Origin of the sequence: Bacillus sp. 16GRE42 (assembly GCF_019837435.1) — a bacterium.
Classification (GTDB): Bacteria; Bacillota; Bacilli; order Bacillales; family Bacillaceae_G; genus Bacillus_A; species Bacillus_A wiedmannii.
The window spans coordinates 117,530-132,543 of sequence record NZ_JADAXF010000006.1 but is presented as its reverse complement, the minus strand read 5'-3'; the positions used below and the strand labels follow the sequence as shown (position 1 = coordinate 132,543).

Below are 15,014 nucleotides of genomic sequence, written 5' to 3'. Positions count from 1 at the left end.
ATAAAAATGATGAAAATAACATTATGTACGTACTAGTATACTATTATTTCCACTATGTGTGTAATGTTTTTATAAAAAACGTTACACTGTTGTAATAATTGTCTCTTTTTGTCACAATATGCACGAGAAATATGTTGAAAATTATAATAAAAAGGCTGACTAGAAAGATCTAGCAGCCTTTTTATTATAATTTTTTATGTTCATTTTTATTCGTAACACCGAGGTGTTCTTGTAGTGTTGTCGAAATATTATTGACGCTTGTTTCATTTGGAACGTAATAATAAATACCACCTATATATTTATCAGTACCTTCTACTTGCAGTTTGTCCATTTTTAAGTTGGAATCCATTGAATTTTTGGCAATTGTCATCATGTCATCAAAAGTTAAATTTGTTTTTAGGTCTTTATCGACAGCGTCTAATAGGCCACCGATTTTATTAATAGAATTAAGAGAAAGTGCTTTTGCAGCAATAGCTTCTAAAACAAGCTGTTGTCGTTGACCGCGCATATAATCACTGTCGATATGACGAGTTCTAGCTAATGCTAATGCCTCTTCTCCATTTAAATGTTGACGTCCTTTTTTCAGATGAATAGCATCTGCTTCGTCTTTACTATTTTGTTCTGTAAACTCAACCGGAACATCGACAGTAATACCACCAAGAGAATCGACAATTTTGATAAATGATTTAAAGTTGAATTTTACATAGTAATCAACTGGAACATCTAAAAATTTCTCCACGGTATCAATTGTGCTATCCACACCACCGAATACGTGCGCATGTGTAATTTTATCGTATTTATCACGTGATTTAATGTAGACACGTGAGTCACGTGGAATGCTGACAAGTTTAACAGATTTATCGTTTTTATTAATTGTTGCAAGTAATAGCGCATCCGTACGAGTTGCTTTTCCGTAATTCTTGTCCCTAATATCACTTTCATCAACACCCATAATAAGTACGGAAATGTTGTCAGTCATAGGTTTCACGGCTTTTTCACGTTTGCTGGATTTATCCCCGCGGCCCAGTTCGGAATAGGCATTACTTAATACAGACTTTGCTTTACTGTATATATGGAAGGAGTAACCTCCTGTTCCAAGTGCTATAATCAGTAATGGAATAAGAAGGAACCAGAGTAGGCGTTTTTTCTTTGAGTGTCCTTTTTTGGCTCGGGTGTCTTTGTTCATATCGGATTTCATCATTTTTCTCCTTTAAAGCTATCAAAGTGTATACATCTAGAAGCACATTCAAACACATAAAAAATATTGTACGCTAAAAAAAAGCGATTGTACATGTATAAAAAATAGATGTCTTGATTATTTATAAGACATCTATTCGTTATTGTATACAAAAGATAGGGATAAGAAAATGATAAAATTTTACCTAATTACAACATAATGCTTACGATAATTGCAGATAAAATGCTAACGAGGGTAGCTCCATATAGTAATTTAAGGCCAAATCTGGCAACGACGTTTCCTTGTTCTTCGTTTAATCCTTTTACTGCACCTGAAATAATGCCGATAGAAGAAAAGTTGGCAAAAGAAACGAGAAAAACAGAAATGATTCCCACTGTACGGGGAGAAAGGCTATTAGAAATTTTACTAAGGTCCATCATTGCTACAAATTCATTCGTTACAAGCTTCGTTGCCATAATGCTACCAGCTGTGACAATTTCAGAACTTGGTACACCGATAAGGAATGCAACAGGTGCAAATACGTAGCCGATTAATTGCTGGAAAGTAATACCGAATATAATGAGGAATAGGTCATTAATGCAGCTAATTAATGCGACGAATCCGATGAGCATAGCGCCGACAACGATGGCTACGCGAAAGCCATCTAGAATGTATTCTCCAAGCATTTCAAAAAAGCTTTGCTTTTCGCCTTTAATTTCTAAAATATCTTCGTCATCTTTAACGTCGTAAGGATTGATGATGAGTACGATAATAAAACCACTAAATAAATTGAGAACGAGTGCGGTTACTACATATTTAGGCTCGATCATTGTCATATAGGCACCTACGATAGACATAGATACGGTTGACATGGCAGAAGCACAAAGTGTATAAAGACGGTGTTTTGGAATTTGAGCTAATTGCTTTTTAACTGTAATAAAAACTTCTGATTGGCCGACAATGGCAGAGGCGATAGCGTTGTAAGATTCTAATTTCCCAAGACCATTTATTTTGCTAAGGAAGTAACCGATCCAATGAATAAAAAATGGTAGTATTTTGAAATGTTGTAGTATACCAATTAAGACGGAAATGAAGACAATTGGTAATAATACAGTAAGGAAAAATGACATTTCACCTTTATTTGCAAGACCGCCAAATACAAAGTTTATACCATTAGCAGCATACTCGAGTAGCTTTGTAAACAGACTGGAAATGACCCGAATAAGTATGAGGCCGATTTCTGTATTTAATAATAAATAGGTTAAAATCAACTGTATAATAAGCATGATGAAAATTGGTTTAAATTTAATATGTTTCTTATTGTTGCTAGCAATATAAGCAAGGAAGAAAACAACGATAAGTCCCACGAAAAAAGTAATAAATTTCATAGTAAGCCCCCTAAAAGAGATATTCTGCTATATATGTTTTTCATTTCAAGGGAGAATATGCATCTTTGGTAAAGAAAGGAATAGAGAGAGCATGAAAATATGTAGAGTGCACCACGTTGCAATTATTTGTTCGAATTATGAACTGTCAAAGGATTTTTATACTCGGATATTAGGTTTTAAAGCGATAAATGAAGTATATAGAAAAGAACGAGATTCTTATAAGTTAGATTTATGTGTAGGGGAAGAGTATCAAATTGAATTATTTTCATTTCCTAGTCCACCTGAGCGCCCAAGTTTTCCAGAAGCAGCTGGACTTAGACATTTAGCATTTGCTGTTACAAATATAGAAGAAGCTGTAAACCATTTAAAACAATGCGGTGTGGAGACTGAAGCGATACGTATGGATGAAATTACGGATAAAAAATTTGTCTTTTTCCAAGATCCTGATGGCTTGCCTTTAGAATTGTATGAGGCTTGAAATTGGTGAATTTTATATAGGGTTGCTTTCAAATAAATGAAGAAACTAAAGTGAAACTTCTTTTTTAAAGGAGGTGTAACTTTAGCTAAGAAAGCTAAAGGACATATGTGGATATTTTAAAATTATTGATGGTAGCCATCCTTATTGCGTTAACAGCATTTTTTGTGGCTGTTGAGTTTGCAATTATTAAGGTGCGTAGCAGTCGTATTGATCAACTCGTTAGTGAGAAACGACGAGGAGCATTAGCAGCAAAAAAAGTAACTTCGAATTTAGATGAGTATTTATCAGCATGTCAGTTAGGTATTACAATTACTGCTTTAGGACTTGGGTGGTTAGGCGAGCCGACTATAAAACATTTACTCGAGCCATTGTTTTTAAAACTACACCTATCTCCTGCAATTGCAAGTACAGTTTCATTTATTATTGCCTTTGCAGTTATTACGTTTTTACATGTTGTCATTGGTGAACTTGCTCCGAAGACGCTCGCTATACAAAGGGCAGAGCAAGTTAGCTTATTATTATCGAAGCCAATTATTTACTTTTACCGAGTAATGTATCCGTTTATTTGGGCTTTAAATGGTTCTGCAAGGCTTGTGACAGGGTTATTCGGATTACATCCGGCTTCTGAACATGAAGTTGCTCATTCGGAGGAAGAATTACGATTAATCTTATCCGAGAGTTATGAGAGCGGAGAGATTAATCAAAGGGAATTTAAATATGTAAATAATATTTTTGAATTTGATAATAGAGTAGCAAAGGAAATTATGGTACCTCGTACGGAAGTTGTAGGTTTATATGAGGACGAACCATTTGAAACACATATTAAAATAATCGCACAAGAAAAGTACACGAGATATCCCGTATTTGGTGAAGATAAAGATGAAATTATCGGGATGGTGAATGTAAAGGATTTATTTATTCGTTATATGGATGGTAATCGAGCCGAGGGGTGCTCGATTACGCCATATACAAGGCCAGTTATTGAAGTGTTAGAAAATATCCCTATTCATGATTTGCTATTACAAATGCAAAGAAAACGAATTCCATTAGCTGTATTATATGATGAATATGGTGGTACAGCGGGAATCGTTACACTAGAAGATATTTTAGAAGAAATTGTTGGAGAAATCCGAGATGAATACGATGAAGATGAACACCCGCCTATAGAGCATATAAGTGAAGGGTGTAAAATCGTAGAGGGAAAAGTGCTTATTAGTGAAGTGAATGATTTATTTGGCATACACTTAATCGCTGATGATGTAGATACAATCGGTGGCTGGATTATGGTACAAAAGCAAATCGTTGCTGAAGGAGATAATATTGAAAAACACGGCTTTTCTTTTAAAGTTCTTGAAAAGGATATGCATCAAATTAAACGAGTGGAAATAAAGAAGGTAGAAGAATGATTTTCTATAAATTTTTATAAAAGATATATATAGAAAAATAAATGTTTGCGCTTTCAAAAAAGGTGCTATATAGTGAAGGTGGATACTGAAAAATTCTTCTAAATGATACTCGTATTTTTAGAGGGCGGATTTTTTAGATAAGGATTTAGAATGAAAAGTATAGGTGATGAAAATGATAGCAACGAAGGATATACGTATAGAAAAAGATTTTTTAGGCGAAAAGGAAGTACCGAGTATAGCTTATTATGGGGTACAAACATTACGTGCTGTAGAAAACTTCCCGATTACAGGATATCGTATTCATCCGTCACTCATTACGGCAATGGCAATTGTGAAAAAAGCGGCGGCACTTGCAAATATGGATACTGGTTACTTAGCTAAAGACATTGGACATGAAATTGCAGAAGCAGCGCAAGAAATTGTTGATGGAAAATTCCATGATCAATTTATCGTGGATCCAATCCAAGGCGGTGCTGGAACTTCTATTAATATGAATACAAATGAAGTAATTGCTAATCGAGCGTTAGAACGTATGGGATATGAAAAAGGCGAGTATGCGAAAATTAGCCCAAACACGCATGTAAACATGGCTCAATCAACGAATGATGCGTTTCCAACGGGAATTCATATTGCAACTCTTATGATGTTAGAAGAACTTCTTATTACAATGGAAGAACTTCATGCTGCTTTCCGTGCAAAAGCAAAAGAGTTCGACCACGTCATTAAAATGGGGCGTACACATTTACAAGATGCTGTTCCGATTCGTCTTGGACAAGAATTTGAAGCGTATAGCCGAGTGCTTGAACGTGATATAAAAAGAATTAAACAGTCTCGCCAACATTTATATGAAGTGAACATGGGGGCGACAGCTGTTGGTACGGGATTAAATGCAAACCCTACGTACATTGAACAAGTAGTTAAACATTTACGAACATTTAGCGGATTCCCACTTGTTGGTGCAGAGCATTTAGTTGATGCAACGCAAAACACAGATGCATATACAGAAGTATCTGCGGCATTAAAAGTATGTATGATGAATATGTCTAAAATTGCGAATGACCTTCGTATTATGGCATCTGGTCCACGTGTTGGATTGGCAGAAATTCAATTACCAGCTCGTCAACCAGGTTCATCTATTATGCCAGGTAAAGTAAATCCTGTTATGGCAGAAGTAATTAATCAAGTTGCTTTCCAAGTAATTGGTAATGATCATACAATTTGCTTAGCATCAGAAGCAGGCCAATTAGAGTTAAACGTAATGGAGCCTGTACTCGTATTTAATTTAATTCAATCTATTAGTATTATGAATAACGGATTCCGTGTATTCATTGAATATTGTATTAAAGGAATTACAGCAAATGAAGAATTGCTGAAGCAATATGTTGAGAAAAGTGTTGGAATTATTACAGCAGTTAATCCTCATATTGGTTATGAAGCAGCATCTCGTATTGCACGTGAAGCAATTGAAACAGGAAAATCTGTTAGGGAGTTATGTTTAGAACATGGTGTACTGACAGAAGAAGAATTGGATATTATTTTAGATCCATTCGAAATGACGCATCCTGAAATTGCTGGAGCTTCTTTATTAAAGAATAAGAAGATGTAATGTGAAAAAACACCGATCCATTTGGATCGGTGTTTTATTTTTAAAAGATATTAAATACAGAGTTTAATTGAAGTAAGCTAATAATAGCTAGGAAGATTAAACTGTATTTCATTGCTGTTTTAAATAGGGCAGATTCTTTACCAACTAGTCCAACTGCTGCACAAGCAACTGCCACAGATTGTGGTGAAACCATTTTTGCCATTGTACCACCTACTACGTTTAATGCAACAAGTGTAGAAGGAACGATGTTTAATTGATCTGCAGTTACTGCTTGAAGCGGTGCGAATAATGAACCACTTGATACTACTGATCCTGTAATGAATACGCCAATCCATCCTAAGATTGGAGAAAGAACTGGGAATGCATTACCAGTAGAAGAGAATGCAAGTCCAAGTGTAGATGACATACCAGAGTAGTTCTCTACGTAAGCTAAAGCGATAACGCTACAGATTGTATATACTGGAGCTTTTAGTTCTTTCATTGTTTCTACTACTAATTCTTTAACCATTTTACCTTTTACGCGGTACACGATAAGTGAAACGATAATTGCCAATACGATTGCAGTAGTTGTAGAAGAGAATACATCGAACTTGAAAACAGCTGCGAAAGGTGTATCAGCTTTTGTAATTGGTGTAGTTTTCATAACAGCATTATGAAGACCAGGGAACTGAATGTTAAATACTAAGTTTGCTAGTGCACCATCTGGAGCAAATAAAGCTTTAATTGGTTTTAAATTAAAGATTGTTACGAATGCAGTTAAGAATACGAATGGAGACCAAGCATATAAAATTTGATTGAATGTATGAGATTCTTGTTTTTCTTGTTTTTCTTCTTTAGTAGAAGATTTTGGTTGCCAAACACGTAAGAATAATGCTAGAGAAACCATACTTACAACGGCTGCGAAAATATTAGTAAGTTCTGCACCTAAGAAGTAAGTCACAAGGAACTGAGTAATAGCGAAAGAAAAACCACTTACAAGAATACCTTGCCAAGTTTCTTTAATACCTTTAATTCCATCAACCATTGAAACAAGTAAGAAAGGTAAAACAATACTAATGAATGGTAAAATAAGAACAGTTTGACGACCGATAGTTAATGCGTCTAGCTCAGTTAATTGTGCTGGTACTGTAACTGGGATACCCATGGCACCCATAGCACCACCAGCGATGTTAGCTACTAAACAAATACCCGCTGCTTTTAATGGATTAAAGCCCATACCTACAAGTAATGCAGCTGTAATAGCAACTGGAACCCCTAGACCAGCTGCGCCTTCTAAGAAAGCACCGAAAGAATAAGCGATTAATAATACTTGTAAACGTTGATCATTTGTAATGCTTGAAATACTATCACGAATGATGTTGAATTGCTCTGTTTTAACAGTTAATTTGTAAAGGAAAATTGCTGCGATAACGATAGTACAAATTGGATAAAATCCAGATAAAACACCGAATCCGGCAGATGCTACAGCTACGGTTGCTGGCATTTTATAAACGAATATAGCAAGAATAATAGCGACAATCACACTGTAAAGACCAGCCATGTAACTTTTCATTTTCAGTCCCATTAAACAAATGATGAAGCAAAAAATTGGAAGTGCTGCGATTAGTGCAGATAACCAAATATTGTTTAATGGGTCATAAATTTGTGTCCAAGTACTCATAATAATGACAACTCCTATCTATTTTATGTGAAGAAATTCACATTATTTGTGAAACAATTCACAATCAACTTACATGCTTAGTATATTCTCCTTCAACACTATTGTCAACGTAAAAAAGTATAATTATTCCATAATAGTATTAAAAGAAATGCTTTGTTCATAAAGTAGACAAAAAGCAAACTCCAATAGATTTGAGTTTGCTTTTTGAAGTTATTTCTATATTGTTTTATTTGTTCGTATATCATTAATTTTATATGTTAGATGACGTCTTTACATCAAGTATATAGGGTGTTGGAATACTTAAGCTTTGATAGGTGGTAACATGCTCGCCCGAGTTGATCTAGTAAGGTAGAGAAAGCAAATGCATTTAATTAGGAAGTATTTCATCACAGTTCAAGCTATTGAATACGAATTTAAAAAGAAATAAGTTAATTTTTAATGTTACAGTATCTCTTTTTACTGAAAATTCCTTTTAGCATAACAAAGAGGTTAAATATAACCCAAATACGTTACGAAAGGTTATCAATTATAGACGATATTTTACAATATCATTACTGTACGTTGCAGTGAGGTGAAAATATAACAAAAAGCCTGATAAAACAACGTTTGTAAGCAAAGTATTCATAGCCCTTACTTTTGCTTTTTCATTATATCATATAGTATAATATTCAAAATCAGCAAGGAATTTTTCCTGAATTCTTTCCTGATAAAGGTGGAAAAAATTTTCAGCTTTATAGGTTGATAAAGTTATGTCGTAACAGGAAATATAAGAACAGATATATAAATAAATAAAAAGAAAATAAAAACGAAAATGAGGGGAACTTTATGAGCCAAAATCAATTCGAATGTCGTATTTCAGAAGAAGATGTACAAATGTTAAGAGCGTTAGCGCATCCGTTACGTTTACGCCTAGTAATGGAACTAATGCAACGTGGAACTTGTAACGTAACACAATTACAGGAAGTGTTAGAAATTCCACAATCAACGGTTTCGCAACATTTAACGAAATTAAAACAAAATAAAGTAGTGCGCTTTGAAAGACGAGGACTAGAAGTGTATTATCAAATTCATAATGATAAAGTAAGTGAAGTTGTAAAAACATTATTTTCTTAAAATTTGAATATTATGGAAAAAGACGTATGGGATCTACGTCTTTTTTTATTTGTCAGAAAGGTGATATGAGAGTAAATGTTAGCATGTAAGGAAGAAAAGGCTATCAATTAACATGTTGTTATATGGAATATATTCTAAAGGGAAAAGAAAAGATAGAAGGGAGTGTAGTAAGGAAAAGGAGGAATAGTAGTATGGATGTAAAACGTGTGAAACAAATCTTATCTTCTTCAAGTAGCATTGACGTTACATATGAGGGCGTACCAGTATGGATTGAGAGCTGTGACGAGCAGAGTGGAGTTGCTCAAGTATATGATGTATCTAATCCTGGAGAAAGCGTTCACGTGAACGTGACGGCTTTAGAGGAGAAGTAATAGAAAAGACGCTTCTAAAGGTTTAGAAGCGTCTTTTTATTTCTTATTCCATCATATGTGCAATTTTCTTAGAGAACATAAGAAGTACTAATCCTAGCACGATTACGATAACACCGATGCTTGCGAATACTTCTAAATATCCTAAAGATTGAGTGAAAGCAGCTAATTGTCCTGCTAATAAGTTTGCGAAGCCAGTACCAGCTAACCATACACCCATTAATAATGATGCTAATTTAACAGGAGCGATTGCACTTACCATAGAAAGTCCGATTGGTGATAAGAATAATTCACCGATTGTATGGAACATGTAAGTGAATACAATGAATAGTAAGTTTGCTTTCATTGCAATGTTACCTTCATCGCTACCAGTTTTTAATACAGCTAAAGTTAGTACTAAATATCCAATCCCTAGTAAAATCATACCAAATGCCATTTTTGTTGGGATTTTTAAGTCACCATTTTTCGTTTTTGAAAGTTTAATCCATAATGCAGAAACCGGTAATGCTAGTAAGATAATGAATAGTGGGTTTACAGATTGGAACCAAGGTGTTGGAATTGTAAATCCACCAATTGTACGATCCACGAACTTATCTGTGTAAAGTGTTAAAGAACTACCAGCTTGTTCAAATCCTGCCCAGAAGAATACAACGAAACAAGTTAAAATTAAAATCGCAGTTGTACGCTTTTTCTCTTGTGTTGTTAAAGGTTTTTTCTCAATTGCTTTTGCATTTTTTTCTTTAGATTGTTTACCGACAACAGTTGTTCCGATAGATCCTAAGTAACGAGGTGCTAAGAAATTAAAAGCAAGCTGTCCAATGATCATACCGATACAAGCTGTTAAGAAACCGTATCTATAATCTGCGAAGTAACCGCAAATGAATGGAGCGATAAGAGCCCCTAAGTTAATTCCCATGTAGAAGATAGTGAAGGCACTATCACGACGAGAATCGTTTTCGCTATATAATTGACCTAATAAAGTCGAAATATTTGGTTTGAAGAATCCGTTACCAATAACTAATAATCCTAATCCTAAAAATAGTCCAGTTTTAGTGTTCATTGAAAATAGTACAAAGTTACCAATTGCCATAATGATACCACCAATAGTAATGGCATGGCGTTTCGTAATGAAGTGGTCAGTTAACCAACCACCGATAATTGGTGTGAAGTATACTAACATTGTGAAAATACCGTATATTTGTACAGCAACTGCTTTATCAAATCCTAAACCGCCGCTTACTAAGCTCGTTGTTAAATAAAGAACTAATAAGCCACGCATTCCGTAATAACTAAATCTTTCCCATGCCTCTGTAAAGAACAACAAATATAATCCTGGTGGATGTTTTTTTGGTGATTGTTGCTCTCCAGCTTTGTCTAATTTTAAAGCTGCATCCATGTTTGTTTCCCCCTAATTCTGTATAACGGATATTTATGTAATTATTTTAATTCACAAAATATTTAGAAGTCAATAGAATTATATGGAAATAGAAAGAAAATTTCTGAAAAAGTTCTATTTTTCTTCGACCGTTACTGTATTTTGCCCTGAAAACGAGATGATAAGCGTTTTCAAATGTAATAATTGAATTCTAAAAGAAAATAAAATAGTGATTAATCAGAAAATTTAGATTAAAATATTTATTCTGATATAGAGAAAATATATTCTATTTACTTTTATAATATAACATATTGGGAATAAAAATACAAAATGAAATAATGTGACATTTAAGTGAATTGAAAAATAACCAGCTCCATAGAAGAGGAGCTGGTTAAGGAAATATTATTTAACAAAGCGTTTTTCGATATCATCTAATAGTAGGTTAGCAGCCATTACACCACCGGCTGTATTCCAAATAACGTCGTCAACTTTGTATGCTTTACCGTTTTTCACTGCATTTAAATTTTTAAATAGAGGATCATTGATATATTCTTTTTCTAATTCAGAACCTTTTTTCTCGTTTCCTTTATCGAATGTGAAGTAGAATAATACATCGCCGTCCATTGCTGAAATACGTTCTTTAGATACGTTACGCTCTGCAAAGTCATCTTTATTTTGATCTCCAGGACGTTTAAATCCAAGTTCTTTTAAAATAACACCAGAGAATGTATCACCGTGATAAATACGAACATCACCAGGCATAAAGCGAACCATAGAGATTTCTTGATTTACTTTATCGCCTAGTTTAGTTTTTAAATCTTTCATACGTTTATCGTAATCAGCTAAAACCTTTTGACCTTCTTTTTCTTTATTTAATGCTTTTGCATAAAATTTGAAGTTATCTTTCCATTCACCACGTAGCGTTTCAGAGAACACAGTAGGTGCAATTGCCTTTAGTTGCTCGTACACTTTTTCGTGACGCATTTTGTTACCGATAATTAAGTCTGGTTTTAAGGAAGCGATTGTTTCCACGTTCACTTGCCCTTCATCACCAACAACCTTTACATCTTTCATTTTATCTTTAATATGTGGATACCATGGATCACCAGTCCAAGATTTCACAGCCCCAACTGGTTTTACACCTAACTCGAGTAAAGCTTCAGTGCCTTCATTTGTTAAAATAACTACACGTTTTGGACTAGCGGGAACTTCTGTTTTACCCATTGCATGTTCCACAGTAATCATTTCTTTTTTCGTATCTTCTTTTGATTCTTCTTTCGTATTTGATTTTCCACAAGCACTTAAAAGTAGTGAAAAGGCTAGTAAAAATACAAATACTGTAAACGATTTCTTTTGCACGAATTTCATTATGTACCCCCTACATACTGAGAAGTTTTTTCAATAGCAAGCATGATATTAAGCTTTTATCTTTTGATTGTCAATACATATCAATGAAAATAGTTCTCATTATCGTTGACAATGAGAATTAAGTTGAAATACACTTACAACGTATCATTATACATTGAAGGGGAAACGCTGCATGTTATTAAAAACATATCAAGCAAAATGGATTGGGTTATTTGTTGGAATCATTGCAGTCATTATTTGTATTTGGGGAAGTATTATTTTCGGATATACAAATACGAGTTGGAAATTAGCGTTAGATGCTTTTTTCCATTTTAATGGTTCCAATGAACATATTATTATTCAAAATGTGCGTCTACCAAGGGCACTAATTGCAGCTAGTGTTGGTGCTAGTTTAGCCATTGCTGGTTGTCTTATGCAAACTTTAACGAAGAATCCACTTGCTTCTCCAGATTTTATTGGATTAAATTCAGGCGCTGCGTTTTTCATAGTTGTAGCAATTGTGGTTTTTTCTGTTACATCATTGTCAGCTTTTACTTGGATTGCCTTTTTAGGGGCAGCAGTTGCTGCAATCCTTGTATTCGCTTCTAGTTCTTTAGGAAAAGAAGGGACAACGCCTCTTAAGTTAACATTAGCAGGGGTCGCAATTAGTGCGTTATTTTCATCATTAACACAAGGATTACTTGTGTTAAATGAAAAGGCGCTTGAAGAAGTATTATTTTGGCTTGCCGGATCTGTGCAAGGAAGAAAGTTAGAAATTTTACAATCTGTATTCCCATATTTATTAATAGGCTGGATCGCATCTATTATGATGGCAGGGAAAGTAAATACATTGATGATGGGGGAAGACGTCGCGAAGGGGCTTGGACAACGAACAATTTTAATGAAATCATTCGTGTTACTTATTATTGTCCTGTTGTCTGGTGGTTCAGTTGCAGTCGCTGGTCCGATTGGATTTATTGGTATTATTACTCCGCATTTTGCCAGATTTCTTGTTGGAGTAGATCACAGGTGGAGAGTACCGTATAGCGGGTTGTTAGGTGCAATACTATTAATCTTAGCTGATATAGCAGCAAGATATGTCATTATGCCACAAGAAGTACCGGTAGGGGTTATGACAGCATTTATCGGGGCACCATTCTTTATTTATATTGCACGTAAGAGAGGGCTTAGCAAATGAAGAAGTATATTCCGTTTCGTATAGGAAAAGGCGGGCTCTCGTTTTTAATGTATAAACGAGCTTGTCTCGTCTTATTCAGTTTACTAGTTGTTTTAATAGGATTATTTTTTGCGAGTGCAGGTATGGGAGACATGAAAATTGCTCCTTATGATGTATGGCAAGCAATCACTGGAAATGGCGATGCGATGTCTAATATGGTTGTAAATAAGTTTCGTATGCCGCGTATTTTAATTGCCATCCTTGTAGGAATCGCACTTGCAGTAGCAGGATGTATTTTACAGGGTCTCGTTCGAAATCCACTGGCTTCTCCTGATATCATTGGGATTACAGGTGGTGCAAGTGTTGCAGTTGTATTATTTTTAGCTATATTTAGTGATGAAAATAATGCGCTAACCGTAAGCATTCATTATATGCCGTTAGCAGCCTTCGCTGGGGCAACGATTGTAGCGCTTTTTGTATATTTATTTGCATGGAGAAATGACGGATTATCACCGATTAGTCTTGTTTTAATTGGTGTTGGTTTTTGGGCATTAACGAAAGCGGCAACGACTTTGTTTATGTTGTTAGCGCCAATTTATCAAGCGAGTCAAGCGAATGTATGGATTACAGGTACTGTTTACGGTTCTTCATGGCAAAACGTTATGGTGCTTGCGCCGTGGGTTCTCATTTTAACGGTAATATCATTTATAGCTGCTAGGCATTTAAATGCGCAAGAGCTAGGGGATGATATTGCGGTAGGACTTGGTGTTCCTTTAACGAAGTCACGCGTATTCATGTTATTACTGAGTACAGCTTTAATTGGTGGCGCAGTTGCCTTCGCCGGAGGAATTGGGTTTGTCGGTTTAATGGCACCTCATATTTCACGAAGACTAGTTGGTTCTTTATACGGTGCATTACTCCCAGTTGCGGCTATTGTTGGTGCAATTTTAGTACTTGCTGCAGATTTAATCGGGCGTACAGTTTTCACACCACTTGAAATTCCAGCAGGGGTATTTACATCAGCAATTGGTGCACCTTATTTTATTTATTTACTTTATAAAAGTCGGAATTCATAAAGGGAGATGAATATGCAAAAAGCATTGGAGACGAAACGTTTGACGCTGTCTTATGGTGAAGCAATTATTATTGATGAGTTGAATTTAGAAATTCCAAAAGGCGAAATTACAATCTTTATCGGTTCTAACGGTTGTGGAAAATCAACTTTATTACGTTCACTAGCTAGATTATTAAAGCCAACAACTGGTGACATTTTGCTAGATAATCAAGCCATTCAAAGTATGCAAACGAAGCAAATCGCTCGTCAAATGGCAATTTTACCGCAAGGACCGCAAGCTCCAGAAGGGCTTACAGTATTGCAACTTGTAAAGCAAGGGCGTTATCCATATCAAACGTGGCTGAAGCAATGGTCAGAAAAAGATGAGGAAATGGTACAAAAAGCACTCGCAGCAACAGGTATGACAGAATTTGCTGAGCGTGATGTGCATGCTCTTTCAGGTGGACAACGACAACGTGCTTGGATTGCAATGACGCTTGCACAAGATACAGATATTATTTTACTGGATGAGCCTACTACATATTTAGATATGACTCACCAAATTGAAGTGCTAGATTTATTATTCGAATTAAATGAAACAGAACAAAGAACAATTGTTATGGTATTACACGATTTAAATTTAGCATGCCGTTATGCAGATAATATTGTAGCCATTCAAGATAAACAAATATATGCACAAGGTAAGCCGGAAGAAGTAGTAGATGAGAAGCTAGTACGTGATGTATTCCGAATGGAATGTCAAATCAGTACGGATCCGTTATTTGGGACACCACTTTGCATCCCGCATGGAAAAGGAAGACGTGTACGTAAAGAGGTTGCTCAAGTAATGAGTTAAATAAAAAAG

At 35.1% G+C, this 15,014-nt stretch carries 13 protein-coding genes; 8 read left to right on the top strand and 5 right to left on the bottom strand.

Annotated features, from left to right (window positions below; translation table 11 throughout):
- Nucleotides 1-184: 184 nt before the first annotated feature.
- Nucleotides 185-1,201 (bottom strand): LCP family protein, encoded by a 1,017-nt coding sequence (locus ILS93_RS24885; RefSeq protein ID WP_304362739.1) that lies wholly within the window; start codon nt 1,199-1,201, stop codon nt 185-187.
- A gap of 185 nt (nt 1,202-1,386) precedes the next feature.
- Complete coding sequence (locus tag ILS93_RS24880; RefSeq protein WP_064477115.1) at nt 1,387-2,565, bottom strand: NupC/NupG family nucleoside CNT transporter; 1,179 nt, start codon at nt 2,563-2,565, stop codon at nt 1,387-1,389.
- A 91-nt stretch (nt 2,566-2,656) separates the two neighbouring features.
- Here ILS93_RS24880 and gloA2 point away from each other — a divergent pair, with 91 nt between their 5' ends.
- The 3 genes from gloA2 (at nt 2,657) to aspA (ending at nt 6,055) form a co-directional block, all read left to right on the top strand.
- Complete coding sequence (gene gloA2, locus ILS93_RS24875) at nt 2,657-3,043, top strand: SMU1112c/YaeR family gloxylase I-like metalloprotein (RefSeq protein WP_064477114.1); 387 nt, start codon at nt 2,657-2,659, stop codon at nt 3,041-3,043.
- A gap of 107 nt (nt 3,044-3,150) precedes the next feature.
- Nucleotides 3,151-4,449 carry a hemolysin family protein gene (locus ILS93_RS24870; protein ID WP_064477113.1) on the top strand — a complete coding sequence of 433 codons (1,299 nt, stop codon included), beginning with the start codon at nt 3,151-3,153 and terminating at the stop codon, nt 4,447-4,449.
- A gap of 172 nt (nt 4,450-4,621) precedes the next feature.
- Complete coding sequence (gene aspA / locus ILS93_RS24865; protein ID WP_222661573.1) at nt 4,622-6,055, top strand: aspartate ammonia-lyase; 1,434 nt, start codon at nt 4,622-4,624, stop codon at nt 6,053-6,055.
- Between the two features lie 40 nt (nt 6,056-6,095).
- Here the strand turns inward: aspA and ILS93_RS24860 are convergent, their stop codons facing one another.
- Nucleotides 6,096-7,715: an L-lactate permease gene (locus tag ILS93_RS24860; RefSeq protein WP_098110854.1), complete on the bottom strand. Its 1,620-nt coding sequence runs from the start codon at nt 7,713-7,715 to the stop codon at nt 6,096-6,098.
- Between the two features lie 825 nt (nt 7,716-8,540).
- Here ILS93_RS24860 and ILS93_RS24855 point away from each other — a divergent pair.
- Together ILS93_RS24855 and ILS93_RS24850 are read left to right on the top strand one after the other, a co-directional pair.
- Complete coding sequence (locus ILS93_RS24855; RefSeq protein ID WP_000081429.1) at nt 8,541-8,828, top strand: ArsR/SmtB family transcription factor; 288 nt, start codon at nt 8,541-8,543, stop codon at nt 8,826-8,828.
- A 191-nt stretch (nt 8,829-9,019) separates the two neighbouring features.
- Nucleotides 9,020-9,199: an acid-soluble spore protein H gene (locus ILS93_RS24850; RefSeq protein ID WP_000382688.1), complete on the top strand. Its 180-nt coding sequence runs from the start codon at nt 9,020-9,022 to the stop codon at nt 9,197-9,199.
- Between the two features lie 43 nt (nt 9,200-9,242).
- Here ILS93_RS24850 and ILS93_RS24845 read toward each other — a convergent pair whose 3' ends face one another.
- Both ILS93_RS24845 and ILS93_RS24840 read right to left on the bottom strand, forming a co-directional pair.
- Complete coding sequence (locus ILS93_RS24845) at nt 9,243-10,592, bottom strand: peptide MFS transporter (RefSeq protein WP_048562865.1); 1,350 nt, start codon at nt 10,590-10,592, stop codon at nt 9,243-9,245.
- 381 nt (nt 10,593-10,973) lie between these two features.
- Nucleotides 10,974-11,939, bottom strand: a complete 966-nt coding sequence (locus ILS93_RS24840; protein WP_000673897.1) for an ABC transporter substrate-binding protein — start codon at nt 11,937-11,939, stop codon at nt 10,974-10,976.
- A 172-nt stretch (nt 11,940-12,111) separates the two neighbouring features.
- On the opposite strand from ILS93_RS24840, the gene ILS93_RS24835 reads away from it, so the two are divergent.
- The 3 genes from ILS93_RS24835 to ILS93_RS24825 are packed head-to-tail and all read left to right on the top strand — an operon-like array spanning nt 12,112 to nt 15,005.
- Nucleotides 12,112-13,116 carry a FecCD family ABC transporter permease gene (locus ILS93_RS24835; RefSeq protein WP_154131632.1) on the top strand — a complete coding sequence of 335 codons (1,005 nt, stop codon included), beginning with the start codon at nt 12,112-12,114 and terminating at the stop codon, nt 13,114-13,116.
- On the top strand, nt 13,113-14,171 hold the full coding sequence (locus ILS93_RS24830; protein ID WP_222661572.1) for a FecCD family ABC transporter permease: 1,059 nt from the start codon (nt 13,113-13,115) through the stop codon (nt 14,169-14,171). The genes ILS93_RS24835 and ILS93_RS24830 overlap by 4 nt, the downstream gene beginning before the upstream one ends.
- Before the next feature lie 12 nt (nt 14,172-14,183).
- Nucleotides 14,184-15,005 (top strand): ABC transporter ATP-binding protein, encoded by an 822-nt coding sequence (locus tag ILS93_RS24825; RefSeq protein WP_001167945.1) that lies wholly within the window; start codon nt 14,184-14,186, stop codon nt 15,003-15,005.
- The last annotated feature ends 9 nt before the right edge of the window (nt 15,006-15,014 follow it).